The sequence below is a fragment of the Curtobacterium sp. MCSS17_015 genome (assembly GCF_003234265.2).
Taxonomy (GTDB): Bacteria; Actinomycetota; Actinomycetes; order Actinomycetales; family Microbacteriaceae; genus Curtobacterium.
Window position 1 is genome coordinate 1,377,929 of record NZ_CP126256.1, and the last position, 26,657, is coordinate 1,404,585.

Consider the following 26,657-nt stretch of genomic DNA (forward strand, 5'->3'; position numbering starts at 1 on the left):
AGTGCACTCCACCCCTCCGGGCACGAGCGTGCCAGCGGCGTCGGCGACGCAGCATCCGTCGCGTGACGTACGTCGGGCCTCCCGACCGCTCCTGTTCCCCGAGCCGCGGGACCGGCGACTAGTCGGCGTACCCGGTGGCGGCGAGCGCTTCGGCGAGCCCGGCGCGGCTGGTGACGCCGAGCTTCGGGAACACCTTGTAGAGGTGCGTGCTCACGGTGCGGTGCGACAGGTAGATCCGGTCCGCGATCTCACGGTTCGACATGCCGGCGGCGGCGAGCCGGGCGATCTGCAGTTCCTGCGGGGTGAGCGGCGCGCTCGTCGTGGGCGGCGCGGTCGCGTCGCGGAGCGGGGCCTCGCCCGCGGCGCGGAGTTCGGCGGCAGCTCGGGTGGCGAAGCCGGTGGTCCCGGCCGCGACGAACTCGCGGAGGGCGTCTCGGAGGTGCTCCCGCGCCTCGACGACCCGGCGGCTGCGGCGGAGCCACTCGCCGAACAGCAGTCGGGTCCGGGCGAGTTCCAGCGGTGACTCGCTCAGTCGTCCCGCCTCGATCGCCCGCACGAAGCAGGACTCCGCGCGGTCGTCCACGGCGAGGAGCGCGCGGCTGCGCAGCACGAGCGACATGAGGTGCGCGGAGTGTGAGGCGGTGGCCACCGCTTCGGCCTCGTCGAGGTTGTCGATGACCGACTCCGGGCGGCCGCCGTGCACCGCGGCCTCGGTCCGGTCCGCGATGGCCCAGAGCGCTCGCGTCGGGTGCACGGCCATGTGCGTGAACTCGATCTGCGCGTCGCGGTAGCGGTGCTGGCCGAGGGCGACGAGCCCGGCGGCCCAACGGGCGTCGGCGCTGGCGAGCGCGAGCCGGCCGCCCATCGACTCGGCGGCACCGTCGCGGAGGGCACCCTGGGCGGCCTCCGCGTCACCGAGGAGGGCGTGTGCGCGCGCGAGCGTGCCGGCGGCCATGCCGGCGATGAGCGGGATGTGGCTCTCGCGGGCCATCCGGATGGCGTACTCCGCGTCGGCGACGGCGTCCCGCACCCGACCGCGGAGCAGGAGGACGGTGGACCGGCCACGGAGCGCCTGGGTCTCGTCGGCCACGGCGCCGAGCTCGTGCGCGCGCTCGTAGCTGAGCTCCCAGCAGGTCAGCGCCGTCTCGAGGTCCTGCAGGGACTCCGCCGCGATGGCCAGGGACGCCATGCCGAGCGGCGAGTCGGTCAGTTGCGGCACGAGGTGCGGCAGACTCGCCCGGAGCGCCGGTGCGGCACCGAGCGGTGCCAGCGCGGCGAGCGCGACGGGCTTGAGCGGACTCGTCGAGGGGAGGGCGCGAAGGGCGGTCTCGATCTCCAGCCACTCGGCGCGGGGCAGGTTCCGGCCGCGGGCGTTGAGCGCGGACGCCCAGAGCACCCGGACGAGCCGTTCGGTGTGTTGCGGGGCCGCGAGGACGGCCCGGATCCGTTCCACCTCGATCCGCGGCACGCCCGGGTAGCCGGTGGTGAGGCCGAGGACGGTGCTCGTGACGGCGGTCTGGGTGACGGTGTCGGCGTCGCCGTCCAGGGCGTTCACCTGCTCGAGGAGGGCGATCGCCTCGTTCGTCATGCCGGCGGCCCGTGCCGTCTCGGCGGCGCGTCCGAGCCGTCGGGCCCGTCCGACGACGCCCTGGGACAGGGTGGCCGCGCGTTCGTACGCACGGACCGCTTCGGGTCGTGCACCGCGTTGCGCAGCCCGGTCGGCGACGGCCTCGAGGTCGGCGGCGATGGTCTCGTCGCGTTCGAAGGTCGCTGACGCCCGGTGCCAGGCGGCCCGGCTCTCGTCGCCGACCACGGACGCGAGTGCTCGGTGGACGGCTGCGAGTTCGGCGGCGGACGCGGTGCCGATCACCGCGGACCGGAGGAGCGGGTGTCGGAAACGCAGGGACTCGAGGTCGGTGCGGAGGAGTCCGCGCACCTCGAGCGGTTCGAGGTCGCCGAGCCCGAGGTCCATGGTGCGTGCGGCCGCCATGACGTCCTGCAGGGGCGCGCCGTCGGCGGCGGCGGTGAGGATGAGGAGGGACCGACTGCCGACGGGCACGTCGCCGAGCTGGTCGAGGAACGCCTGCTCGAGTCGGCGCGTCGTCGGCAGGCGGGTGGCGAGCGACGTCCCCGAGGAGCCCGTCGCCGCGAGCGCCGCGGGCAGTTCGTGGAGCGCGAGCGGGTTGCCGCCCGCCTCGGCGAGGACCCGGCGGCGGGCGGTGCTGCTGAGGGTGGCGGCGTGTCCGTCCAGGAGGGCTGCCGAGGCGTCCGCGTCGAGGGGGCCGAGTGTGGAACGGGTGAAGGAGCAGGGGAGCGTGACGGTGGCAGCGTGGCCGGTCCTGGCGGTGGCGACGATCACGATCGGGGCGTTCGAGAGCCGCAGTCCGATGAAGTTGAGCACCTCTGCGCTGGACCGGTCGAGCCAGTGCAGGTCCTCGGCACGGACGAACACCGGCCGCTGCGTCGCGGCCTCTTCGAGCAGACCGAGCGCCGCCGTGCTCACGAGGAGCCGGTCGGGGACGGGGCCGTCCTCGAGTTCGAGTGCGGTGAGGAGCGCCGCGCGCTGGCGGGCAGGCAGGGCCTGCGCGTAGGGCAGCAGCGGGTGGAGCAGTTCGTGGAGGCCGTCGAACCCGCCGGCGTTCGACCCCTGCAGGCCGGTGCAGGTGAGGATCCGGAAGCCGGCGGCGCGGGCGTGGTGTTCCACCGCCGCGACGAGGGCGGTCTTCCCGATGCCGGCCTCGCCCTCCACCAGGACGGCGGTGCCGCCCTGGCCGGCGTCGTCGACGGCCAGGGTGAGCGCGGCGAGGTCGTCGTCGCGCCCGACCAGGGTGTGCCGCGCGCCGCTGCGGACGGTGACGCCGTCCGGTGCGGACGGGAGGCCCGACCCGGCTCCGACTGCGCGCATGGCCCGTCCTCCCCGTCATTTGCGTGATCTTTCACCCAAACTACGGGGATCGTCGCCACCGAGCAAGCGGAGCGGCGTCGTCAGGGGTGGTCGGCGGGGCGGGGCAGGGTGCCGTGTTCGATCACGGACTCGTAGACGCGTTCCAGCACGGCGGCGAAGCCGGGCAGCTCGTCCGCCGTCAGGTCGCCGAAGAACATCTGCTTGACGAGCTCGGTGTGCCGTGGCGTCGCCTCGCGGAGGGTGCGCCAGCCGTCGTCGGTCAGCGCCACCGCCGTGCTCCGTCGGTCGTGCTCCCAGCGGCGGAGGTCGAGCAGGCCACGGTCCGCCAGGCGCTTCGCGTGGTGGGAGGCACGGCTGCGCTCCCACCCGATGCGGGTGGCGAGGGCGGACATCGTCATCGCGCCGTCGGGCTCGCTGGTCAGCGCGACCAGGACGTCGTAGTCCGCCAGCGAGATGTCGCTGTCGGCGCGCAGCTGCCGGTTCATCTCGTAGCGCAGCCGCAGCTGCAGCTTCATCCACGCGTACCAGGTCCGGGTCTGCTCGGCTGTGAGGAAGGCGTACGGCGACTCCGGTGGCACCTCGGGGTGTGCTGCCATCGTCCGTCACCTCCCGTCGCCCGCCCGGCCGCGGGCGTGGCGTCCATCATCGCAGGACGCGGTGCCCGACGGCACGGCACGCCCGTCAGGCGGTCGGCGCCTCCGGCGCGGGCGGCTCGCTCGGTGCCGGCGGGGTGCTGGTCAGGAGCGTGTAGACCTTCGCGATCACGTCGCCCTCGACGAAGCAGACGTCCATGCCCGACACGACGGGCTCCTGTCCCTCCGGACCGAAGTGCCAGGCGAGGTAGCCCATCCCGTGGTTCTCGTACACGGGGCCGGCGGGGGAGAAGACGAACCCGGGGGCCTCGTCGAGCAGACGCTGCGCCTTCGCGTGCAGGGCATCGTGCCCGGTGACCACCTCGTCGGGGTCGAGGAAGACGACGTCCGGGGCGTACGTGCGCTCGACCGCGGCGCGGCGGCGGTCGGGGTCCCGTTCGCCGAACACCTCGAACAGGTTGGCGTGCATGAGGGACTCGAGGGGTTGCGACATCGTGGTCTCCGTTCGGTGGTGCTGGTGCCGGTCGAGCTCCTCGACCGGGGTCGTGCTCAGGGCGCGGACGGGGCGCGGTCGGTCCAGTCGAAGACGAGGCGTCGGAGCGCGATCGCCCAGGCACCGTCCACCCGGACGAACCGGTCGAGGTACCGGATCGACATCGTCAGGAGCGTGCGCTCGTCGCCCTCGTGCAGGACGTGGAAGGCGATGCAGTAGGTCTCACCCTCGGCGTCGTCCGGGCTCGTGAAGCGGATCGTCGACTGTCCGTTGAGGTACGTCGTCACGTCGTACTGCTCGATGAGCCCGGCGAAGGTCTCGGCGAGTCGGTCGCGTCCGCGGATGGTGTCGACCGGGTCGGAGGTCGTGGGGTCGCCCTGGTACAGGACCACGACGCCGTCCTCGGTGAACACCGAGGCCTCGAGCACCGCGTCGCGGCGGTCGGCTCCGCGGGCGTAGGTCGACAGGAGGGTGCGGATCTCCTCCCGGTCGACCAGGGTCGTCAGTGTCTCGTCCATGTCGTCCTCGTCGGGGTCGGTCACGCTCGGTGTCGGGGTTGCTGCTGGGGTGCTCGGCGGTGGCGGCGGGACGGGGCGTCCGGGTCGGCCCCGTCCCGTCGCCCGTCCGTCAGGCCAGGGCGGCGCGGAGGGACGCGGTCGCGAGCATCAGCGCGTGCCTCGCCGCCTCGGTGTCGTGCAGCGCGTTGACCATCACGAAGTCGTGCACGATCCCGCCGAAGCGCGCGTTCGTGGCCTTCACCCCGGCTTCGCGGAGACGTGCGGCGAACGCCTCGCCCTCGTCGCGGAGCACGTCGGCCTCGCCCGTGATGACGAGGGTCGGCGGCAGCGTCGCGAGGACCTCGAGCGGAGCGCGGAGCGGCGACACCGTCGGGAGTGCCCGCACGGCCTCGTCGGTCGTGTACTGGTCCCAGTACCACTGCATGCCGGCACGCGTGAGGAAGTACCCCTCCGCGAACTCCTCGTAGGACCCGGTGTCGAACGCCGCGTTCGTCACCGGGTAGAAGGCGACGAGCTCGACGAACTCGACGTCCCCGCGCTCCGCCGCCATGAGCGCCAGGGCGATCGCCATGTTGCCCCCGACGGAGTCACCCGACACCGCGAAGCGCGACGCGTCGAGTCCCTTGTCGCGGCCTTCCCGCACGACCCACTGCGCGGCCGCGTAGGACTGCTCCAGCGCGACCGGGTGCCCGGCCTCGGGGGAGCGGTCGTACTCGGGGAACACGACGGCCGCGTTCGAGCCGATCGCCAGGTCGCGCACCAGACGGTCGTGGGTGTGGGCGTCGCCGAAGACCCAGCCGGCTCCGTGCACGTAGAGGACCACGGGCAGGTTCGCGGTGGTGCCGGCCGGCTTCACGAGGCGGATCCGGACGGTGCCGGTCGGGCCGCCGGGGACCTCGAGCCACTCCTCGTCGACGTCCGGCTTGAAGACGGGGGAGTCCTGGACGGAGTCGACCGCCTTGCGCCCCTCGGCCGGCGGCAGGTCGTTCAGGAACGGCGGGTTCGACGTGGCGTCGACGAACTCCTGGGCGGCGGGCTCCAGGGCGATGTGCTTCGGGTTTCCGGGCATGGTCTGCTCCTCGTGTGGGTGTCAGCGGGGTGGGGTGTGACGTCGTCAACGCTCGCAGGAGCCCGACTCGACGGGCATCCGTCAGCTGACGTATCCGGCGCTCAGCTCCCAGAGCCGCTCGGCGTTCCCGGGGTCGAGGGCGTACCGCGCCACCCCGCGGTCGTGACCGGTCCCGTCGTCGAGGACCGCGGCCTCCTGGTTGTCCTCGAAGTAGCGACCGGTCACCCCGTCGACGGACGGCGACGCGACGAGGAGGGTCGACGTCGCCGCGCCCTGCGCCGGGGTCTTGAAGGACGGCTGCTCGATCCGGTTGCCGTCGTCGTCCATCGCGCCCATGGCGCGGAGGGTGTCGTCGTCGAGGTGGCGCTGCAACCCCGTCGTGATCCATCCGGGCATGAGCGAGTTCGCGGTGACACCGACGTCCGCCCAGCGGCTGGCGACGCCGCCGGTGACCAGGTAGCGGCGGCCGTGGAGGTCCAGGCCGGCGAGCACGTCGGCGGCGGTCGCCTCGGCGGAGAACGGTGTCCGGACGGCACCGGAGAGCTCGTGGAGGTCGGTGGCGTCACCGGGGCGGGTGGTCACCGTGCGCGCTCCGTCCGACGCTCGGCGGCGGCGAGCGCCGCCGTCATGTCCGCCCGGTCCCGCGGGACGCCGTACGCGGGCTGGTCGCGCTCGTACCGCCAGCCCTCGTCGAGGGCTCCGGCGTCGACGACGTCGAACCCGAAGCGGTCGACCAGGTCCGCGACGACCGCCTTGGCGTCGGCGTCGTCCCCGGCGACGACGAGGCTCCGTCGGCCGGGGCTGCCGGCGGGAGAACCGTCGGTCGTGACGTCGGCGGCGCTCAGGTTGTTGAACGCCTTCACGACCGAGGCGTCCGGCAGGTGCCGCTGGAGGAGCTCCGACGTGGTCGGGGCCCCGGGCTGTTCGAGTTCGTCGACGGGGCCGGAGTACTCGGGGTAGTAGTTGCCGGTGTCGATCACGGTCTTGCCCGCGAAGGCCTCTGCCGGGAGGTCGCGGTAGCCGCTGATCGGGATCGCGACCACGACGACGTCGCCGGCACGTGCCGCGTCGGTGACCGTCGCTGCGCCGGCCGACGGCGCGAGCTCGGCGATGAGTTCCTCGAGTGACTCCGGGCCGCGGGAGTTCGCCAGGACGACGTCGAGGCCGACCTCGACGGCTCGTCGTGCGATCTGTGCGCCGACGTTGCCGGCGCCGATGATGCCGAGGGTCCGGACGGGGGTGGGGGTCATGTCGTCGTGCTCCTGGAGGTCGCGGGGACCGCCGGGCGCGGTCCGTCCCGTCAACGCTCCACGGTCCTCCCGGCCGGAGGCATCCGTCGGACGACGTAACCCGCGGCGGCCACGACGTGTCGTCGCGGCCGCCGCGCCGGCCTACCGGATCTCGAGGTCGTAGACGGAGTAGCCGTACGGCGTGGCCCGTTCGACACCATGGAGCCGGACGTACCGCCAGGACCCGTCGAGGGTGTGCCGGTCGGTCCCGCCGTCCCCGTCCGCCTCGTCGGCGAGCGTGGTCCACCGGTCGTCGCCGGGGTTCCGCGCCTCGATGCGGTAGGCCCGGCCGAACGCGTCCTCCCAGCGGACCACAGCGTCGTGCAGCTCCCGGGAGGCACCGAGGTCGAGTGCCAGCCACTGGTCGTCGGTCTGCGCGCTCGCCCAGCGGGAGCCCGGGTCGCCGTCGACGGCGTTCCGGGCGGGGACGCCGTCGCCCTCGTCGGCGGACGACGACGCGGTGGCTCCGCGCGCGAGGTCGGGTGTGGGGGCACCGCGGGTGGAGTACACGCGGAGGTCCCAGACCGACACGCCGTACTGCGTGTTCCGGGTGTCGGCGAGCAACCGGACGAAGCGCGCCGGGACGCCGTCGAGCGGGTGCGCGGTCCGTCCGCCGTCCCCGTCGACCTCCTCGGCGACCGTGCGCCAGTCGTCCTGGACGTCGTCGCGGACCTGGATCCGGTAGTGGTCGGCTGACGCGGCCTCCCAGTCGACCTGGACCTGGTCGATCGGCAGCACGGCGCCGAGGTCGACGGCCAACCACTCGCCGTCCCGGGCAGCGCTCGACCACCGGGTCGCCCCGTCCCCGTCGACCGCGTTCCCGCCCGCGAGGTCGCCGCGCTCGTCGGAGGACGTCGTCACGGGCTTGCCGGTGGCGACGTCCCGTGACCGGCCGGCGGCGGATCCGTCCTTGGCCGTCCCGGCCAGCGTCGTCACGGTGGCCCGCCCGGAGGCGCCACCGACCGTGGCCGTGACCGTCGCCGTGGCGCCGCCCTCGGTCGGTGCGGTGACCACGCCGCCGCCGTCGACGCTGCCGCCACCCGCGACGGACCACTCCGGGCGAGCGGCACCCAGTCGGCCGCCGTACCCGTCGCGGTCGAAGCCGTACGCAGCGAGGCGGACGTCGTCGCCGGGCCGGACGGTCGTCGCACGCGGGGCGACGAGCACGTCCTCGACGTCGACGGCCGACGCGGCCGGGGTACCGGAGACGTGCACCTCCCAGATCGAGTAGCCGTACCCGGTCAGTCGGTCGGTCATGTGCAGGCGGACGAACCGGGCGGTGGTCCCGACGTCGACGGTGTCCCTGGCGGCCGTCGTCTTGTCGACGGTGCGGACGTCCCGCCACTCGTCGTCGGCGGTGTCCCTGACCTGCAGCACGTACCGGGCCGCGGCGGCGGCCTCCCAGTCGACCTGCACGCTGGTGACGTCGGTGGGGCGGCCGAGGTCGATCGTGTAGTCGACGTCGTCGGTGCCGTGGGCGCTCTCCCACCGTGTGGTGGAGTCGCCGTCGACGGCCTTCCCGGCCGTGTTGCCGCCGTCCGTCGAGCTCGCCTCGACGTCCGCGCCGGCCGCGGCGTCGGGGACCGTCGCCACCGACGCGACGACCGCCGACCCCTCCACGTCGCCCGCGCTCGCGACGACGTGACCGGACCCGGGCGAGGTGGTCGTCACGGTGCCGTCGTCGGAGGCGGTCCCGGCTCCGGTGTACGACCACGAGACGTCCCGGGGCAGGGCGGCCCGGTCGCCGTACTGGTCGTGGCCCGCGGCGCGGAAGCGTCGGGGTTCCCCGACGACGAGCCGGTCGAACCCGGGCGAGACGTCGATGCCGGTGAGGACCGGGGCCGGACCGACGCGGAACCGGTACGACCCGTGGACCTCACCGACGGTGGCGGTGACGGTGGCCGCGTCCGTCGGCGTCGTCGCCCGGAAGACGCCCGAGCTGCTGACGGTGCCGCTGGTCGTCGACCACTCCACGTCGTCGAGGGGGATCGTCGCTCCGTACTGGTCGTACCCGGTGGCGGTGAAGGTCGTCGTGGTGCCCGGGACGAGGGTCTTCGGGTCGCCCTCGGCGCGCACGACGACCTCGGTCAGGCGGGCGTCCATCCGCGACGTGATCTGCGTCTGCGCGGGGACCGCGATCTGCCCGATGACCTCGGAGCCCTCGTACACGTCGTAGGTGTGCTGCACGGTGTCCGGGTTGTCGAGCACGTAGCTGATGGTGCCGTCCGCGGCACGGAACACCTGGCTGAGCGGGTCGGAGGTGTGCCGGTCGGTGACCTCGGTGCCCACGGTGCGGTTCGACATGGCCTGGTGGTAGACCAGGCCGGCCATCGACTGCCCGGTGACGGCAGGGTCGTCCGCCTCCCACAGCGCCGCGTGCACGTCGGCGTAGGTCGTGGGGTCGTACTGGGCGAGGAACCCGAGGACGACGTTGCCGAGCGCGTCACCCATGCCGCTGAACACCGTCGCGGCGTGCTCGGTGTCGACGCCGGGCGTGTGGTCCGTCAGGTCGACGCCGTAGAGCCGGTCGATGGTGGCGGTGTCGGCGCGGAAGTCGTCGACGAGGAACGGCATCAGCGGGGACGGCACCGGCCAGTCCTTCGGCAGCCGGTCCGCGGTGGGGCCGTCGAGCTGGGCGGGGACGAGTGCCGCCGGCAGCGTGTCCGGGGTCCAGTACCGGTCGGGGAACACCACCCGGCCGTCGTCGTCGACGCTCACGAACAGGGTGTCGGTGGCCGGGTCGTAGAGCGGGTTCGACGCGGTGCGTCGGGTGACGTACCCGGGGTGGTTCGTCTCGACGGCGCGGACCGCCTCCTGCAGTTCGCCGATCGCGGCCGGACGGTCGCGCGTGATCTTCGCGTCACCGTACGTCCCGACGCCCCACCACTTCTTGGTGAGCATCTGGATGCGACCGGCGTTGCCGTCGGTGACCCCGGCCTGCCCGAGTACCCGGGGCCGAGCGGCCATCATCTGCCGCATGACCGCCTTCGAGAAGTCCGGGTCCCACCCGAAGTAGTCGAACCACGGCGCGGTCGGCATCCACTGGATGCCGTAGATCCAGGCAGGGTCGCCCGAGAAGTACGTGGCGTGGGCCTGCCCGGAGTCGAACAGGATCCCCGCCTGGCCGTGCTGGTACGCGTCCGGGAACGCCCTGTTGCCGTCGTACGACGCCGACGCCGGGTTGCCGCGCACGTTCTGCCAGTAGTCACGGACGGCGGCGCGTTCGGTGACGTACTGCATCGCCCCGGTGGCCTGCATGTCCTCGTCGCCGAGGACGGTGCCGAGCAGGAACAGGCCCGCCTCGGACTGGATCGCCTCGGACGACGACTCCTGGTTGTTGCCGCCGGGGGAGGACACGCCGCCGGCGTTCGACCGGCCCTCCCACACCCCGTACGTGCGCAGGTACGGGAAGCGCGCGTCGTCACGGTCCCAGTTCGCGTACTGCTTCGCCACGAGCGTCGCCATGCCCTCGTACCGGTCCGCCCACGCGGGGTCGACCCGGCCGAGCAGGGCCGTCGCGACGGCGAAGTAGCCGTAGTGGAAGTGGTTGTCGTTGAACTGCGCCGACCCGTACGAGTCAGCGAACCCGACGAGGGCCTTCCACGTCGGGTACATGGCGAAGAAGTGCTCCTTCTCGCCGTCCGTGTACGTGTACCAATCGGTCAGGGCGGTCTCGAGCGTCTCCTGCAGTGCCGCCGCGTCCTCGGTGTCGCCGATCTGCCGCGCGATGGTCATGTACTCCGCGAGCTGCAGGACGTCCTTGCCGCCCCAGTACGTGTCCCCGCCGTAGGTGGTCTTCGCCGCGTAGTCGTGCAGGTACTCCCGCATGACGTCCTCGGAGTACGCGTCGTCGCCCACCGCCTCCGGGTCGGCACCGATCGGGGTGATGCCCGTGAACCGGTAGTCGAGCGTCCACCCGTCGTGTCCGACCGTCGTCTTCATCGTGCCGCGCGGCGTCGCGTAGGTGGCACCGGTGAACCGCAGGTTCGTGGTGGCGTCGGCGTACTGGTGCTGCAGCCACCCCTGCACCGTGTCGTGGTCGTCGCCCTGCAGGGGTTCGGTGTCGATCGACCACTGCTGGCGGACGTTCGCGGCGGCCGCGTCGTAGGAGTACTCCATGGTCGTGTCGCGGGGCACGGCGAACGCGGTGCGGTGCAGGTCGTCGAGCGTGAGTCCGTGCTCGGGGACGGCGCTCAGCACCAGGTACGGGGTCCCGCCGGACGCCTCGACGGTGTTGCCGACACGGGTGAACGTGGTGCCGTCCGGGGCGTGCACGCCGAAGACGTGGCCGTCCTGCCGGATCTCGAACCGGTCGGTCTCGGCCGGCAGGTCGAGCGGTCCACCGTCCCCGTCGGTGATCGTCGCGCCGTCCTGCAGGGTGATCCGCGGTGTCATGCCGTGGAACTCGAACCACTCGTACGGCGACCCCTGCACGCTCGTGACGTCCATGTACTGGCCGCCGGGCCCGTCCTGCGGCATCCGCCAGCTGACGTTCCAGTCGCCCCACCGCAGCGCGTCGGCGCGGGCGGCGCTGAAGGCCGTCGAGAACCGCTCGGCCACACCCTCCGGCGCGTCGGTGAGCAGCACCTGGTCGAGCAGGACGTGGGCCCATCCGGCAGGCAGGTCGTCGACAACCCGCAGCTGCGCGCGCTGCCCGCGGTGCGCCGACACGTCCCACGTCTCCCACCGGAGCTCTTCGCTGTCGGCCCCGGTGCTGCTCGCGACGACGTCGCCGTCGACCAGCAGCTGCACCGCTTCGTGGTCGGGGTGGTTCCCGCCTCCGACGAGGAACGCCAGGGTCGACCGGTCGATCGTGAACGACGGCGAGGTCAGGGTGCCGGTCGCGCCGTCGCCGTCCGCGTCGGTGAAGGAGTTGAGGAGACCGTCACCGAGCCACCCGGCGACCGCGCTCTGTCCGGCGTTGGTGCCGGTCGCGGTCCGGGTGAACGCGTCGCCGGTCGCGACCCACCCGCTCGGCAGGCCGTCCTCGAAGTCCGCCAGGACCCGGTCGGACGCGTCCGGAGTCGCCTCGACCGTCCCGCCGACCGTCACCGGGGCCTCCAGGCGCATCGCCGTCCCGTCGCTGTTCCAGCGGGTGGGGATGGTGACCTTCGTCCCGGCGGCACTGTTCGACGAGACGAACGGGTACGCCCACATGTCACCGGAGTACTTGCTGACCAGCAGGTCGGTCCACCACTGGTTCGTCGGGACCGGCTCACCCGCCCGGGACGGGTCGATGTACAGGCGCTGGTCCAGCGTCTTCCGCACGTCGTCGATGTCGGTGATGGTCGACGGCGGGGTCGGCGCGTAGGAGCCGTCCCCGACGCGGACGCCGTCGGCCGCCGGACCAGCGGGTGGCGCCGCTGCCGCATCGGTCCCCGCGACGACGCCGGAGTCACCGCGGTCGACCACCGAGGGCGCTGCCGGGTCGCCCGGCGCTCGCCGCGGAGCGGTGTCGGCCACGGCCGGTGCGACGCCCGTGACCGCGAGGGTCACGGCGGCGACCGCAGCGGTGGCCGCGAGGACGGTCCTGGTACGGAGGGTGGGACGCGGTGTGCTCACCGGTGACTCCTGTGGGAGAAGGGCCGAGCACGGCGGACACGTCCGGTGCTCGACGGGGTGCGGGAGGTGCGGGACCTGCACCCGGACTGATCGGCAGGTCCGGTCGCTTCGTCAGCAGACCGTCGGGCCGATCCTGCCCCGGGCCGGCACGGGTCGCACGGGTGCTCGGTCGAGTCCTCGTGGTGGACCCGGCACCACCGGTGTCCGACAGCCACCTCCCTGGTGGTGGAACCGGCGCCGCCCTACCGTGGGCAGGTGACGAGGACCGACCGGACGGACCCCCTGGCGCTCGGCGTCGCACCGTGGACGTTCCTGCTCTCGCCGACACCGTGGCGGTCCGTGCTCGCGGTGGCCGTCACCGCGGCGCTCGGCCTGGTCGTCGCGGCTCCCGCCGTCGCGACCTGGTTCGCCGCGCCCTTCTGGGCCGTGCTGATCGCCCGCTTCGGCCGGTGGCTGCCGCTCGTGCTCGGCCTGCCGCGGATCCAGGACCCACGGCGGACCGGCCGCGATCGGGGCGTGACCCTCCGCGACCGCGTCCGCGACCCGCTCGTCTGGTCGGAGCTCGGGTACCTGCTGGTGTTCGCCGTCGTGGCGACCCTCGGGTTCGTCCTGGTCGTGCTCGCGCTGCTGGCCGTGACGACCGCGGTCGGCGCCGCCACGGGGATCCGGCCGCCCGCCGACGACGTCCTCCGGACCTGGGTGGCCGGGCTGGGGCTCGCCGCCCCGGTCGTGCTGGCGGCGTCGCTCGTCGCCCTCGTGGCCGTCCTCTACGCCGTCACCGTGCTCGCCGTCGTCCACGCGAGGGCCGCCCGGGCGCTGCTGTCCGGACGCGCCGAAGCGCTCGCCGACCGCGTCGAGGAGTTGACGTACTCCCGCCGCGCACTGCTCGACGGGTTCGACGCCGAACGCCGACGCATCGAACGGGACCTGCACGACGGCGCACAGCAGCAGCTCGCCGTCCTGTCGATGAACATCGGGCTCCTCGCCGTCGACCTCGACGAGGCCGAGCGACACGGCGGTGGCCTCGGCGCCGTCCGCGAGGCACTCGACGAGATCACCGGCAACGTCGAGGACGCGGTCGAGGCACTGCGCACGAGCATCCGGGGCATCCACCCCCGCGTGCTCGTCGACCACGGCCTCGGCGCGGCGGTCACGGAACTCGCGTCGCGCTCGCCGCTGTCCGTGCACGTCCGCGTAGACCTGCCCGTCCGGCCACCCGCACGGGTCGAGACGGCGGCGTACTTCGTCGTCAGCGAGGCCCTGACGAACGCGTCCCGCCACGGCCGGGCTCGGACGGTGTCCGTGACGGCGACGACCGGTGCGGACCGGTTCCGCCTGGAGGTCGCCGACGACGGCGTCGGGGGAGCGGCGCTGCGCCCCGGGGGCGGGCTCGACGGCCTCCGGGAACGCGCGACCGTGCTCGGCGGGACGTTCGCGGTGGACAGCCCCGACGGCGGCCCGACGACGCTCCGGTTCACCGCGCCCCTGCACGAGGACGAGCGGGGAGCCGCAGAGTCGTGATGCAATGGCGGTCGTGAAGATCTTCGTGGCGGAAGACGCGGTCCTCCTCCGGGAGGGACTCGTCAGCCTGCTGGAACGGTTCGGGCACACGGTCGTGGGGACCGCGGCCGATGCGCGAGGGCTGCTCGACGGCGTCTCGGCCCTGGCCGCGGCGGGGGAGGCGCCCGACCTCGTCCTCACCGACGTGCGGATGCCGCCGACCGGCACGGACGACGGACTGCGCGCCGCCGTCACCCTCCGACTTCGACACGACGGACTCGCCGTCGTGGTGCTGTCCCAGGTCGTCGCCGACGCGTACGTGCAGGAGCTGCTCGACGACGGCCGGGGCGGCGTGGGCTACCTGCTCAAGGACCGGGTCGGCAAGGTGCCGGCCTTCCTGCGGGCACTCGAGACGGTCGCCGACGGCGGCGTCGTCGTCGACCCGGACGTCGTGCGGCACCTGACCCGGAGCCGATCGGCGGACGGCCCACTGGCACGGCTGACCGCGCGGGAGGCCACCGTCCTGGGCCTGATGGCCGAGGGGGCCTCGAACGCGGACATCGCGGGGACACTGCACCTGTCCGACGCCGCCGTCGCCAAGCACGTCGGCAACGTGTTCACGAAACTGGACCTGGCACCGGACGACGCGAACCGCCGGGTCCGAGCGGTCCTGACCTACCTGCGCGAGCGGAGCGGCGTGTGACCAGGATCGGTCTGCGCCGGATGGTGCCGCGTGACCCGGCCCAGCGCCACCGCGCAGCCAGCCCGTTGGAACTGCTCTTCGACCTCGTGTTCGTCGTCGCGGTGGGGCTCGCCGCAACGAACCTGCACGAGATCGAGGCCGAGGGCGAGATCACCTCGGCGGTCCTGTCCTACGGGCTGGTGTTCTTCTCGATCTGGTGGGCGTGGATGAACTTCACCTGGTTCGCCACGTCCTTCGACACCGACGACTGGCTCTACCGGGTGATGACGGTCGTCCAGATGGCGGGTGTGCTCGTGCTCGCCGCCGGGGTGCACGCTGTGATGGTCGACGGCGACTTCACCGTGGGCATCACCGGGTACGTCATCATGCGGCTCGCCCTCGTCGGCCAGTGGATCCGCGCCGCCGTCTCGTCCACGCGCTTCCGCCCGAGCGCCGTCCGCTACGCCGTCGGCATCACCGCCGTGCAGGTCCTCTGGGTGGCCTCCCTCGCGCTCCCGCACGACCTGCGGCCGGTCGCGGCACCGCTGCTCATCCTGGCCGAGGTGCTGGTCCCCGTCTGGGTCGAGTCCCGGTCGGAGACCACACCGTGGCACACGCACCACCTGGCGGAGCGGTACTCGCTGTTCACCCTCATCGTCCTCGGCGAGGGGCTGCTCGCGTCCTCGAACGCCGTGATCGACGCACTCGAGCACACCGAGCACCTGGCATCACTGCTCACCCTCGCCGCCTGCGGACTCGTCATCACCGTCGGCATGTGGTGGATCTACTTCTCCCGCGAGCAGCACGACCACATCCGCTCGTTGCCGACGGCGCTCGTCTTCGGGTACGGCCACTACGTCGTCTTCGCGGCGGCGGGCGCGCTGCCGGCCGGCCTCGAGGTGGCGATCCGCGCCGACGGCGGCCGGGTGGAACTGTCGTCGTCCGCGGTGGCCGCGACGGTGGCGGTCCCGGTCGCCCTGTTCGTGCTGTCGATCTGGGCACTCGCCATCCGGCCGTCGCTGTCCCGGAGCGCGAACACCGTCGTCATCGCCCTCACCCTCGCCGTCCCGGCCTCGGTCGCGGTACCGGCCCTGTCGCTCCCGGTGACCGCGCTGCTCGTGGCGGCCGTCGTCGTGACGCTCGAGGTCGCGTCGCCGCGGGGGATGCGCGCGCCCGGCGCTCCCGTCACGGTGCCCTGACGCCCGCCGAGCGCACCGCTCGGCGGGCCGTGCCGGGCTGCTGTCGGGCTCAACCCTGCCGACGCCGTCCCAGCGTGAGCCGGGCCCACCGGTACCCCAGCCCGACGACCGTGACGACGACCCCGCCCACGATCGAGGACACGGGCAGCGCCGCCACGAGGACCACGCACCCGAGCGCACCGGCCACGGACAGGAGGCGCGGGTAGCGCCGGTCCCGCCGCTCCTGCGTCCACGCGGCCACGTTCGCAACGAAGTAGTACAGCAGCACGCCGAACGACGAGAACCCGATCGCCCCGCGCAGGTCCGTGACGGCGACGAGGACGCACACGACGACGCCGAGCGCCACCTCCGCCCGAGCCGGGACGCTCGTCCTCGGGTGCACGGCCGCGAACCACCCCGGCAGGTCCCGGTTCCGCGCCATCGCCAGGCTCGTCCGCCCGATCCCCGCCACCATCGCCAGGAGCGCACCGAGCGAGGCCGCCGCGGCCCCCACCTGCACGACCACGTCCGGCCACGCCTGCCCGGCCGTGGCGACGACGGACCGGAGCGGCGCTGCCGACGCGGCCGCGCCTCCCGGACCGATCGCGTGCAACATGGCGACCGCGACGAGCGCGTAGACCACCAGCGTGACGGCGAGTGCCGTCGTCACCGCGCGCGGGATGGTCCGGGCCGGGTCGACCACCTCTTCGCCCAGGGTCGCGATGCGGGCGTAGCCGGCGAAGGCGAAGAACAGGAACCCCGCCGCCTGCAGGACACCGAGCGGGGACACCTCGGAGCCGGGGACGGCCGTGCTCGGACCCGTGTGCGTCAGACCGACGACCACGACGACGGTCAGCGCGACGAGGGACACCACGACGAGGACCCGCGTCAGCCACGCCGTCCGGGTGATGCCGAGCGTGTTCACCACCGTCAGCGCCACGACGGCCGCGATCGCGACCGGCTTCTGCCACGGCTCCGGGGCGACGTACGCGGCGAACGTGATGGCCATCGCCGCGGAACTGGCGGTCTTGCCGATGACGAACCCCCACCCGGCCGCGAACCCCGCCCACGGGCCGAGCCGCTCGCGGCCGGAGACGTAGGCGCCGCCGGACGTGGGGTACTGCGCCGCGAGCTGCGCCGACGAGGTGGCGTTGCAGAACGCGATGCAGCCGGCCACGACGAGGCCGAGCAGCAGGCCGGACCCGGCAGCCGACGCCGCCGGGGCGAACGCGGCGAACACGCCGGCACCGATCATCGACCCGAGGCCGATCACGACGGCGTCACGCAGCCGCAGTCGACGCGCGAGTGCACCGGTGGTGGGAGGAGACGTCACAGTCCCAACCGTGCCAGGTCCAGGTGAACTGGACCCCCTGCCTCAGGCTGCGTGGCGACCGAGCGAGACGGCCTCGACCGGGGTGTCCCGCAGCTCGCGCCCACGGAACCACCGGAGCAGCCAGTCCGCCGGCGACCCCGACAGCCCGGCCGGCAGGCCCCCGCGGCGCTGCAGGAAGTCGCTGAACCCCGGCTCGTCGCGGAGCTCGGCGTCCGAGGGGTTGCCGAACGCCATCGACCAGCCGTCGAACCGGCGGGCGGCGATGTCCTCGCGGCTGAGCGAACGGACGTCGATGTGGCGGGGGTCCCGCTGGATGGCACCGAAGCGGTCCTCGACGCTCCACGCCGGCCCCTCCAGGACCTGCATGAACCGACCTTCCTTCGCGACGAGCAGCCCGGAGACGCCGAGCGCGTCGTTCTTCAGACGGGCGTCACGGAGCAGGTCGACGAGCTGCGCGTCGGTGAGGTCGTCGACGGCGACGGACATGTAGACGAGGGAGAGCATCGCCTCACCATCCCCCGCGTCACCGAGAGCGGTCAACCGCGCCCGCGACGAGAGGCCGGATCCCGCACTCGAGCCCGCAGCACCGGCACCGCCGCGTCCCCTGCCGTTCACCCGCCGTGCCTACCGTCACCCCTGATGGCACCGCAGCACGGCTCCTTCCGCACCGACGTCCACGCGATCCGCGCCGTGGCCGTCGTGCTCGTGCTCGTGTACCACCTCGACGTCGGCTGGCTCCGCGGTGGCTTCGTCGGCGTGGACGCCTTCTTCGTCGTCTCCGGGTTCCTCATCACCGGCCAGCTCGTCCGGGAGCTCCACGGCACCGGACGCATCGACCTCCCCGGGTTCTGGGCACGCCGCGCCCGCCGCCTCGTGCCCGCCGGACTGCTCGTCCTCGCCGTCACCGCCGTCGCGTCCGTGCTGCTGTTCCCCCGCGAGGACTGGCCGACCCTCGGCACGCAGCTCGCCGCCAGCGCCGTCTCGGTCGAGAACTGGGCGCTCGCCGCGTCGAGCACCGACTACCTGGCGGCGGGGGACCCCTCGACGCCGTTCGAGCACTTCTGGTCCCTCGGCGTCGAGGAGCAGTTCTACCTGCTCTGGCCGATGCTCCTGCTCCTCGCCTGGGAGGCCGGCCGACGCGGTGTCGTCCGCATCCGGGCGGTCGCCGCCGTCGTGGTCGTCGTGGTCGTGGTCTCCCTCGTCTGCTCGGTCGTCCTCACCGCCACGGACCCCGCCCCCGCCTACTTCTGGCCGCACACCCGGGCGTGGGAGTTCGGCGTCGGCGCGCTCCTCGCACTCGCCCCGGCACCGACGACGGCGGCTCACCCGCGGATCGGCACCGGGGCAGCCGCCGTCGGCTGGGTCGGACTCGTCGCCTGCGGGCTCCTCCTCACCCCGTCGGTGCCCTACCCGGGCATCGCCGCCGCCCTCCCCGTGGTGGCGACGGCCCTCGTGATCGTGGGGCACAACGAGGACCGCACGCTCACGCGTCTCACCACCCTGCCGCCGGTCCGTTGGCTCGGCCGGGTCTCGTACCCGCTCTACCTCTGGCACTGGCCCGTCGCGCTCCTGCTGCCGCGCGCCGTCGACCTGCCGACGCCGGCGCGGGTGGCCGCCACGGTCCTCCTGGCCGGCGTGCTCGCGCACCTGACCACCGTCCTGGTGGAACGACCGGTGACGACCGGGAGGCTCGCCCGCCTCCGTCCGCGCGTAACCTTCACCGTCGTGGCCGCCGGCACCGCCCTGGTGCTGCTCGCCCCGACGGCCGGGTGGGCAGCACTGACGGGGCAGCTCCGCGAGGACAGCGCCCTGGCCGCGGAGCTCAGCACCGACGGCGACCGGTGCTGGGGCGCCGCCGCGATCGCGCCGGGCAGCGGGTGCGCCGTCAGCGGCCTGCCGGGCCGGGGCACGACCCCGTCGACGATGACGGCGGCGTACGACGTCGACCCGACCTGGGACGACTGCGAGGCCGACGCCACCGTGGTGCGCAGCTGCGTCGTCGGTGTGCCGGGCGGTACCCGTGTCGCGCTCGTCGGGGACTCCCACGCCCACCAGTGGTCCTCCGCCCTCATCGCCCTGGCCGAGGAGCGTGGGTGGGAGCTGCACCTCGTCGTGAAGGGCGGGTGCGAGTTCTCGCACGTCGACTGGTCCGACGTGTCGGACGCCGACCGGAGTCGGTGCGGTACCTGGAACCGGGCCGTCGACCGGTCCCTCGCCGCAGAGGCACCGTTCGACCTCGTGTTCACGTCCTCCCGGGCCGACCTGCGGGGGGAGCCGGTGGGCTCGGACCCGGCGAGGAGCGCGCACGAGGGGTACCGGGCCTCCTGGCAGCCCCTCATCGACCGGGGCGCGACCGTCGTCGCGATCCGGGACACCCCGGCCGCCGGCAGCGGGGTGCAGCGCTGCGTCGACGAGCACCCGGACGACATCGGCTCCTGCAGCATCGACACCGAGCGGGCCTTCGCGGCGGAGGACCGGCTGGTGGACGCGGCGCGAGCCACACGGGGGGCCGTCGTCGCCGACCTGACCTCCTCGTTCTGCACCGCGGGGTCCTGCCCGGCGGTGATCGGGAACGTGCTCGTGTACCGGGATTCGCACCACCTGACGCGCACGTACGTCACGACGCTGACCGCAGCGCTGGGGAGTCGGACGGACGTGGCCTTGCGTGACGCAGGCTGAGCGGTCGCAGGCGCGCCGGACACCCCTCGGCGCCGCTGCCAGGCTGGGTCGATGGACGACAGTGCACAGCGGTGGGTGCAGCGACTGCGCGATGGCGAGGTGCCGCCGACGTGGCGGATCGTCCTCGTGACGTCGCTCGTCTCGGTGGTCGGTGCCTTCCTGCTGTGGGAGCTGTTCGTCCACCCGGCGGTGACGCAGGGGATCGCTGACGCGTCGAGGCGGAGCGGGGTGTTGCTGCTCATCCCTCCCGTCCTGGTGCTCACCGGTCCGGTCGTGGCGCTCATGGCGTGGTCGTCCGGTCGGCGGGATCGACGGACCCTCGCCCACATCCGTGCCTCGGGAACCGAGCCGGCGTTCCACCTCCCCGTCGAGAAGAGCGCCCTCGTGACCACCGAGGAGTTCGCTGACCCGAAGCCCGTCGTCTGGACCGTGGACGACGCCGGGTTGCACGGTTGGTCCCCGGACCACGAGCGGCCCGTCCACGAACTGCCGTGGGAGCGCATCCGCTCCTTCGCCCTGGCGGAGACCCAGGAGAGAGGCCAACAGCGGTACTGGGGGATCTGGGTCAACACCTCACGCGGCCATGTCGTGCTCGTGCCCCGGACGACGCTCTGTCGTCCGTTCGGTGCCGGCCAGGCGAAGCTCGATGCGCTGGTGCAGGTGCTGCGTGCGCTCCGCCGCGAGATCGACCGAACGTCCACAGCCCGGGACACCCCTCCCTCCGCAGCAGCACGAGCCCCCGCTCACACAGCACGGCGACGAGCACGCGAGCAGCGGGCCACGGGACCGGGGGACACCGCGTTGGGCTGACGGCCAGTGGCCGCCGGGTAGCCATTGATCCATGGGTTCACGTTTCCGCGGCAAGGTCGTCGTCATCACCGGAGCATCGAGCGGCATCGGCCGGGCTGCTGCGCACGAGTTCGCGAAGCAGGGCGCCACGCTCGTCCTGGCCGCACGCGGGAAGGAGAGCCTCGAGGCCGCCGCCGCCGAGTGCCGGGAGCTCGGAGCCGAGGCCGTGGCGATCCCCACCGACGTCGCCGTCGAGCAGCAGGTGAACGACCTCGTGGGTGCCGTCACCTCCCGTTTCGGCCGCATCGACGTCTTCGTCGGCAACGCCGCACTCTTCGTCTACGGATTGTTCGACCAGACCCCGACCGAGGCCTTCAAGCGCGTCGTCGACACCAACCTCCACGGCCACGTGCACGCGGTCAAGGCGCTCCTGCCGCACTGGAAGCAGCGCGGGGAGGGCACGTACGTCCTCGTCGGCTCGATCCAGTCACTGCTCTCCGCGCCGTACCAGTCGGCCTACGTGACGAGCAAGCACGCCGCGCTCGGCCTCATGGACGTCCTCGCCGACGAGCACCAGGGCACGGGCATCCGCTTCGGCGCGGTCCTGCCCTCCACGATCGACACCCCGATCTACCAGAACGGCGCGAACTACACCGAGAAGGCCTCGCACCCGTTGCCGCCCACCGTGTCGGTGCAGCGGGCCGCGAAGGCCGTCGTCGCCCAGGCCCGACACCCGAAGCGCAACCGGTACGTCGGCCGCATCCAGGCCTCGCTCGTCTCGGCGGAGTTCATCGTGCCGTGGCTCTTCCACCGCATCACCACGCCCGCGGTGGAGGTCTTCGCGCTCCGCGGGCACCAGGCCCCGACGGACGGCAACCTCTACGCGCCGAACGACGCCGGCAACGCCACCGACGGCGGCTGGGTCGCGAAGCGCCGTCGCGTCACCCGGCCGCTCGTCTGGCTCGGTCTGGCTGGTCTCGTCACGCTCGTGGTGCGGCGCGGCCGCCGCTGACGCCGCCACCGTACGGAGGGGAGGCCCGGGTCCGGTCGGGCCCGGGCCTCCCGTCCGTCAGCTGTCGCGTCCGTCGAGCTCAGGCGTCCGGGGGAGCGGACCGGTGGGGGCTGCTCGTCGTCACGGTGTGACGCCGGTCCTGCTCGCTCACTCGAACATCTCCGCGAGCATCGCCGCCGCGTCCCCGTCCACCACGTGCGCGGACCGCCGCTCCGGCCAGCGCAGGACGCCGTCGTCCGGCCAGCACGGCACGACGTGGAGGTGCAGGTGCGCCACGCTCTGTCCGGCGTCCGCTCCGGTCGCGCTCAGCACGACCACGCCGGTCGCACCGAGGGCCGCACGCATCGCCCGTCCCACCTGCTGCGCGAGCAGCGTCGTCGCCCGCAGCGCGTCCGGTGACGCGTCCAGGAGGCCCGCGGCGTGCTCGCGAGGGACGACCAACGTGTGCCCCGGCGCGAGTTCCGACCCCGGCAGCGGCCGGAACGCGACCGCCGCGGGCTCCCGCTCGATCCAGACGGTGTCCGGGTCGTCCGTCGCGATGAGCCGACAGAAGACGCAGTCGTCCGACTCCGTCCCCGTCACGAGCGCCCGGCCCGGTGGGCCCGGAGTGCCTCCACCACGAGGGCGTGGTCGTCGTGCATCTCCAGGCCGCTGACGCCGACGGCACCGACGAGCGACCCGCGCACGACGAGCGGGAAGCCCCCACCAGCGGCCTGGTACTGCCGTGGGTCGAGCGCCGCGGCCTCGTCGAAGGTCGATCCACCGGCCTCGTACTGCGTCCGCACCGCGAGCGTCGAGTGGCCGAAGTGCCGGACCACCCGGAACTTCCGCTCCAACCAGGCGTCGTTCACCGCGCCGGAGCCGGGGGTCGCCGCGTGGAACACCCGCTGTTCGCCGAAGGACACCGCGAACCCCACGCCGAGCCCGCGCTCCAGGGCGGTCGCCCGCAGCCAGGAGCCCACCGCCCAGGCGTCGTCGAGGTCGAACGAGTCGTGGTCGAGCTCGCGTTCCTCCGCGAGCAGGACGGCGAGCTTCTGCTCGGTCCCGAGTTCGCGGTACTGGGCTCCGGTGGCGTCGGACATGGTGCTCCTCACGGGGACGGCGGTGTCGCTCGTCACCGTAGCGGCTTCCTCCTAGGCTGAGCACGTGGAGTTCCCGGGGGAGGCGGACGGCGCGCGTGACGCGTCGACCTCTCCGGGGTCACCCCGGTGCACGCAGGACCAGCAGCACCACACGCCCCGAGAGGCTCGGCGCGCTCCGCGCGCTCGTCCTCACGGAGGCACCGACAGGTCCCCCGGGAACCCCACGCCCCTCGACGTGGTCGCCACCGCCCTGGCCGACGCGTTCCTCGCCTCCGGCGGGTGGGACGCCGACCACCTGACCGCCGCTGGGTACGACGTCGTCGGCCTGGAGCGTGCGTACGTGGGACTCGCGGTCCGGGCTGCTCTCGAGACGTACCCACGGCCTCCCGTCGGTGCTCCTCGCCAGCTGGCCGCCGTCTTGGCCGGGTCTCCACCGCTGGTGCGCCTGCACGACTCACGGCGCGACCGCCGACCCGTCCGGGTGCTCCTCCGTCGCGCCGTCGCGGTGCAGGCGGTCCCGACCGTGTCGAGTCGTCTCCTCGTCGACACCCTGCCCGAGCTCGCGCGCGAACTCGACGTGACCGTCGGTCGGCTGCTCTGGCTCGCCGACACCCGCGGGTGGAACCGTCGATCGGGTCCCTCGGGTCCGCTGCACCACCACCACCACGAGTGGGTGCGTCGACCCGGACGGACCCCGCGGCTGCTGGAGAAGCCGATGGACCTGCTCCGTCGGACTCAGCGCACCGTGCTCGACGAGCTGCTCGTGGTCCTGCCGGTGCACGACGCGGCACACGGCTTCGTCCCCGGACGCAGCGTCGTCACGGGTGCTGCCGCGCACGTCGGGCAGCAGATCGTGGTGTCGGCGGACCTCACCTCGTTCTTCGCGAGTGTGCGGGCACGGTCGGTGTACGGGGTGTTCCGGAGCGCCGGGTTCGCCGAACCGCTCGCGCACGTCCTCACCGGACTCTGCACGCACCGGGTGCCGCCGCACGTCCTCACCGCGATGCCACCCGGGGGCGACCCGGACGAGCGGGCAGCGCTCCGTCGGGTGCTCGCCGAGTCGCACCTGCCGCAGGGGTCGTCGACCTCGCCGGCACTGGCGAACAGCGTGCTGCGACACCTCGATGCCCGACTCGCCGGCTGGGCGGCATCGGTCGGTGCTGCGTACACGCGGTACGCCGACGACCTGACGTTCAGCGGCGGTGCTCAGCTGGCGCGACGACCGGACGCGTTCCTCCGCGGTGTGCAGCGGATCGTCACGGACCAGGGGTACCGACTGAACGCGCGGAAGACCCGGGTCCGCCGCGCCGGCGTCCGTCAGTCCGTGACCGGCGTCGTCGTCAACGAGCGGACGGCACCCGGGCGCCGCGAGGTCGACCGGCTGCACGCGGTCCTGCACAACTGCGTCGTGCACGGGCCGGCGTCGCAGGACCGCGGCGGGCACGCGGACTTCCGGGCGCACCTGCTCGGCCGGATCGGCTGGGTCGCCCAGGTGCACCCGGCTCGCGCGGTCCGGCTGCGCGAGGAGTTCGCTCGCATCATCTGGTGACCCCGAGCGCTGGTGTCCTCGGACCGGGCATCGCACGGCCCCACCGCTGCGCGGGAACCACCGCCCTGCTGGACCTTCCGTCGTTCGCGTCCGGTCGCTACCGTGGCGCCATGAGCGAGCACCGCGTCACCGCCCCGGAGCCCTCGGCCGACGGCAGCAAGCCGAAGGGGCCGGCGTCCTACTTCCCGAGCATCGCGACCACGTACGGGCGACCCGTGCAGGACTGGCTCGACCTGGCGGCAGACCGGCTGGACGACCACCGCCACATGGAGGTCGTCGAGTGGCTGAAGACCGAGCACGGCCTGGGGCACGGTCACGCGAACGCGGTCGTGGCCTACGTCCGACAGGTGCTCGCGCGCTGAGTCGTCGGTGCCGTCCCGTCGCCCCGTCGGTGGCGTCTCAGCCGAACAGCTCGCGCAGTCGGGGGATCGTGTCGGCGTCCTCGTGCGGACCGCCGCCCTCGTGGCCGTTGTACTCCCAGACGGTGATCTCCTTCGGCCCCGCCCACGCGTTGTACGCGGCGTACACGGTCGACGGCGGGCAGATCGGGTCCATCAGCGCCACCGAGAACCACGCCGGCGCACTCGCGCGGGCCGCGTGCAGCACCCCGTCGAAGTATGCCAGGGTGCCGAAGACCCGGTCGGTCGCGGTGCGGTGCGTCGCCAGGTAGTCGACCAGCTCGTGGTACGGGTACGCGTCGGTGATCTGCGTCGCATGGCGGTGGTCACAGAGGAACGGCACGCGCGGGAAGGCCCCGGCCAGCCCCTCGACCAGCCCGGCGACGGCGATCGCCAGGCCACCGCCCTGACTGCCGCCGAGGACCGCGATCCGGTCGCTGTCGATCAGGTCGATGTCCCGTGCGGCGTCGACCGCGCGGACGGCGTCGGCGGTGAGACGCCGGTAGTAGTAGGTGTCGGGGGACTCGATCCCGCGCGTCATGACCCCGGGGATCGCGGGTCCGGTGCCGTCCGGGTCGGGGGTGTCGCCGGTGGCCCAGCCCGAGCCCTGCCCGCGCGTGTCCATGAGCAGGTGCGCGACGCCGGCTGACGCCCAGAGCAGCCGCTCGGTCGGCAGGCCCCGACCGCCGCCGTACCCGATGTACTCCACGACGGCGGGGAGGGGGGCGTCAGCACCGCTGCCGGCGGGGACGGTGAGCCACGCGGCGATGCGCTGCCCGTCCCACCCGGCGAACGAGACGTCGTAGGTGTCGACGGTGGTCAGGCCGGTGTCGACCCGGTCGGCCCGCACCGCGATCGGGTGCGCACGGGCTGCGCTGAGCGTGCGTCGCCAGAAGTCGTCGAAGTCGTCCGGTTCGGCGACGCTGCCACGGTACGAGGTGAGGTCCGGTCCGGTGATGTCGGTGTACACGGCTCCGACCCTGGCACGGCCCGGAGTGCGTGGGAAGGCCGATCGGGGCGATGCCACCGGCAGCGGACACGGCGAGGGCCACGCCGTACGGTGGATGTGAGAACCGATCTCACGAAAGGACGGGACCATGACCGACACGACCGGACCCACCCCGGGGCAGTCGCCGGAGGACGAGCACCGCGTCGCCGAGCACGGCGTCACCGAGCACGAGCACGAGGGCGACGGGGGCGAGCACGAGACCGTCGAGCACGGCGACCACGTCGACTTCGTGCACGACGGACACCGGCACGCTCGTCACGAGGACCACTACGACGAGCACTGAAGCCCGCTGACGCGGTGACGCCGGACGGGAGGCGCGGTGCCGGACGTGCACCGCGCCTCCCGTTCGTCGGTTGACGCGGTTGTCACCAGACGCGTACGCTCGGGTTGACACGGTTGACGGGAGGAGTCCGCATGGGATCGACACTGCACCGCTCGGGAACGCGGGGCGCGGGCGCACGGCGCACCGGGGGCGCGGCCGCCGTGGACCCCGTCGCGGCCCGGGGGCTCTCGACCACGGAAGCGGCCCTCGTCGACGCGATCGCCGACCGCGTCCGGCGCGGCCGAGCGGACGCGGCACTCACCGACACCGCGGACGTCGACGCGCTGGCCGAGCGGATGCTCGCCGCCCTGCCCACCGTCAAGCACGAGGCCGACGCCCTCGTCGGGCCCTTCTACGACACCGCCTCGCTGGCGACCTGGCGCGGTGTCACACGCCAGGCGATCCACAAGGCGAGCCAGAAGCGCGACCTGCTCGGACTCAAGATCGGCGACGGCAGCCGCATCTTCCCCTCGTTCCAGTTCGGTGGTTCCGGTACGCCGCTGCCACACCTGCGCGAGGTCCTCGACCTGCTCGACCGCGACGGCATCGACCCCTGGGGCAGCGCGCTGTGGTTGAACACCGTCGCCGACGAGTTCGGCGGGACGACGGCTGCGCAGGCGCTCCGCGACGGCCGTGTCGAGCCCGTGCTGGCCGCCGCCCGCCGTGCCGCGAACGCCTGGCACGCCGACGCCTGA

Annotated in this window: 23 protein-coding genes; 10 read left to right on the plus strand and 13 right to left on the minus strand. The window is 73.3% G+C overall.

Going from position 1 to position 26,657, the window contains the following annotated elements; all coding sequences use genetic code 11:
* Positions 1-118: 118 nt before the first annotated feature.
* From DEJ18_RS06445 to DEJ18_RS06480, 8 genes are all read right to left on the minus strand, one after another.
* Complete coding sequence (locus DEJ18_RS06445) at positions 119-2,905, minus strand: helix-turn-helix transcriptional regulator (protein ID WP_111210271.1); 2,787 nt, start codon at positions 2,903-2,905, stop codon at positions 119-121.
* Between the two features lie 80 nt (positions 2,906-2,985).
* Entirely contained in the window at positions 2,986-3,501 is a 516-nt protein-coding gene (locus DEJ18_RS06450) for a MarR family winged helix-turn-helix transcriptional regulator (RefSeq protein WP_111080276.1), read from the minus strand.
* Between the two features lie 85 nt (positions 3,502-3,586).
* On the minus strand, positions 3,587-3,991 hold the full coding sequence (locus DEJ18_RS06455) for a nuclear transport factor 2 family protein (protein WP_258376898.1): 405 nt from the start codon (positions 3,989-3,991) through the stop codon (positions 3,587-3,589).
* Between the two features lie 56 nt (positions 3,992-4,047).
* Positions 4,048-4,509 (minus strand): nuclear transport factor 2 family protein, encoded by a 462-nt coding sequence (locus tag DEJ18_RS06460; protein WP_146241536.1) that lies wholly within the window; start codon positions 4,507-4,509, stop codon positions 4,048-4,050.
* Between the two features lie 109 nt (positions 4,510-4,618).
* Complete coding sequence (locus tag DEJ18_RS06465) at positions 4,619-5,578, minus strand: alpha/beta hydrolase (RefSeq protein WP_111080274.1); 960 nt, start codon at positions 5,576-5,578, stop codon at positions 4,619-4,621.
* An 81-nt stretch (positions 5,579-5,659) separates the two neighbouring features.
* A complete protein-coding gene (locus DEJ18_RS06470; protein WP_111210269.1) occupies positions 5,660-6,160 on the minus strand; it encodes an SDR family NAD(P)-dependent oxidoreductase in 501 nt (166 codons plus the stop codon).
* On the minus strand, positions 6,157-6,828 hold the full coding sequence (locus tag DEJ18_RS06475) for an NADPH-dependent F420 reductase (RefSeq protein ID WP_111210415.1): 672 nt from the start codon (positions 6,826-6,828) through the stop codon (positions 6,157-6,159). Before DEJ18_RS06475 ends, DEJ18_RS06470 begins: the two co-directional genes overlap by 4 nt.
* A 141-nt stretch (positions 6,829-6,969) precedes the next feature.
* Positions 6,970-12,429 carry a discoidin domain-containing protein gene (locus DEJ18_RS06480; RefSeq protein WP_111210268.1) on the minus strand — a complete coding sequence of 1,820 codons (5,460 nt, stop codon included), beginning with the start codon at positions 12,427-12,429 and terminating at the stop codon, positions 6,970-6,972.
* A 255-nt stretch (positions 12,430-12,684) separates the two neighbouring features.
* On the opposite strand from DEJ18_RS06480, the gene DEJ18_RS06485 reads away from it, so the two are divergent.
* Genes DEJ18_RS06485 through DEJ18_RS06495 form a run of 3 tightly spaced genes read left to right on the plus strand, consistent with a single transcriptional unit; the run spans position 12,685 to position 15,810 of the window.
* Positions 12,685-13,950 carry a sensor histidine kinase gene (locus tag DEJ18_RS06485; RefSeq protein ID WP_146241535.1) on the plus strand — a complete coding sequence of 422 codons (1,266 nt, stop codon included), beginning with the start codon at positions 12,685-12,687 and terminating at the stop codon, positions 13,948-13,950.
* Between the two features lie 13 nt (positions 13,951-13,963).
* Positions 13,964-14,632: a response regulator transcription factor gene (locus tag DEJ18_RS06490; RefSeq protein ID WP_220034314.1), complete on the plus strand. Its 669-nt coding sequence runs from the start codon at positions 13,964-13,966 to the stop codon at positions 14,630-14,632.
* On the plus strand, positions 14,629-15,810 hold the full coding sequence (locus tag DEJ18_RS06495; RefSeq protein WP_111210265.1) for a low temperature requirement protein A: 1,182 nt from the start codon (positions 14,629-14,631) through the stop codon (positions 15,808-15,810). Before DEJ18_RS06490 ends, DEJ18_RS06495 begins: the two co-directional genes overlap by 4 nt.
* Before the next feature lie 49 nt (positions 15,811-15,859).
* Here DEJ18_RS06495 and DEJ18_RS06500 read toward each other — a convergent pair whose 3' ends face one another.
* Both DEJ18_RS06500 and DEJ18_RS06505 read right to left on the minus strand, forming a co-directional pair.
* Positions 15,860-17,122 carry an APC family permease gene (locus tag DEJ18_RS06500; protein ID WP_111210264.1) on the minus strand — a complete coding sequence of 421 codons (1,263 nt, stop codon included), beginning with the start codon at positions 17,120-17,122 and terminating at the stop codon, positions 15,860-15,862.
* Between the two features lie 42 nt (positions 17,123-17,164).
* Positions 17,165-17,626, minus strand: a complete 462-nt coding sequence (locus tag DEJ18_RS06505; protein ID WP_111210263.1) for a BLUF domain-containing protein — start codon at positions 17,624-17,626, stop codon at positions 17,165-17,167.
* A gap of 135 nt (positions 17,627-17,761) precedes the next feature.
* On the opposite strand from DEJ18_RS06505, the gene DEJ18_RS06510 reads away from it, so the two are divergent.
* Genes DEJ18_RS06510 through DEJ18_RS06520 form a run of 3 tightly spaced genes read left to right on the plus strand, consistent with a single transcriptional unit; the run spans position 17,762 to position 21,602 of the window.
* The gene (locus tag DEJ18_RS06510) at positions 17,762-19,801 is read left to right on the plus strand and encodes an acyltransferase family protein (RefSeq protein WP_111210262.1); all 2,040 of its coding nucleotides are present in this window, start codon (positions 17,762-17,764) and stop codon (positions 19,799-19,801) included.
* Between the two features lie 51 nt (positions 19,802-19,852).
* Positions 19,853-20,611, plus strand: coding sequence for a hypothetical protein (locus DEJ18_RS06515; protein WP_111210261.1), 759 nt, complete (start codon positions 19,853-19,855; stop codon positions 20,609-20,611).
* Between the two features lie 31 nt (positions 20,612-20,642).
* On the plus strand, positions 20,643-21,602 hold the full coding sequence (locus tag DEJ18_RS06520; protein WP_111210260.1) for an SDR family NAD(P)-dependent oxidoreductase: 960 nt from the start codon (positions 20,643-20,645) through the stop codon (positions 21,600-21,602).
* Positions 21,603-21,749: 147 nt separating this feature from the next.
* On the opposite strand, the gene DEJ18_RS06525 is transcribed toward DEJ18_RS06520, so the two are convergent.
* Both DEJ18_RS06525 and DEJ18_RS06530 read right to left on the minus strand, forming a co-directional pair.
* On the minus strand, positions 21,750-22,184 hold the full coding sequence (locus DEJ18_RS06525; RefSeq protein ID WP_111210259.1) for an HIT family protein: 435 nt from the start codon (positions 22,182-22,184) through the stop codon (positions 21,750-21,752).
* Positions 22,181-22,684 (minus strand): heme-degrading domain-containing protein, encoded by a 504-nt coding sequence (locus DEJ18_RS06530; protein ID WP_111210414.1) that lies wholly within the window; start codon positions 22,682-22,684, stop codon positions 22,181-22,183. The genes DEJ18_RS06525 and DEJ18_RS06530 overlap by 4 nt, the downstream gene beginning before the upstream one ends.
* Positions 22,685-22,919: 235 nt before the next feature.
* Here DEJ18_RS06530 and DEJ18_RS06535 point away from each other — a divergent pair, with 235 nt between their 5' ends.
* Both DEJ18_RS06535 and DEJ18_RS06540 read left to right on the plus strand, forming a co-directional pair.
* Positions 22,920-24,233 (plus strand): reverse transcriptase family protein, encoded by a 1,314-nt coding sequence (locus DEJ18_RS06535; protein ID WP_220034313.1) that lies wholly within the window; start codon positions 22,920-22,922, stop codon positions 24,231-24,233.
* A gap of 110 nt (positions 24,234-24,343) precedes the next feature.
* Positions 24,344-24,595, plus strand: a complete 252-nt coding sequence (locus tag DEJ18_RS06540; RefSeq protein ID WP_111210412.1) for a DUF4287 domain-containing protein — start codon at positions 24,344-24,346, stop codon at positions 24,593-24,595.
* Positions 24,596-24,632: 37 nt separating this feature from the next.
* Here the strand turns inward: DEJ18_RS06540 and DEJ18_RS06545 are convergent, their stop codons facing one another.
* Positions 24,633-25,601 (minus strand): acetylxylan esterase, encoded by a 969-nt coding sequence (locus DEJ18_RS06545; RefSeq protein ID WP_258376897.1) that lies wholly within the window; start codon positions 25,599-25,601, stop codon positions 24,633-24,635.
* 127 nt (positions 25,602-25,728) lie between these two features.
* Here DEJ18_RS06545 and DEJ18_RS06550 point away from each other — a divergent pair, with 127 nt between their 5' ends.
* Positions 25,729-25,923, plus strand: a complete 195-nt coding sequence (locus tag DEJ18_RS06550; protein ID WP_111210257.1) for a zinc transporter permease — start codon at positions 25,729-25,731, stop codon at positions 25,921-25,923.
* A gap of 131 nt (positions 25,924-26,054) precedes the next feature.
* A complete protein-coding gene (locus tag DEJ18_RS06555) occupies positions 26,055-26,657 on the plus strand; it encodes a hypothetical protein (RefSeq protein WP_111210256.1) in 603 nt (200 codons plus the stop codon).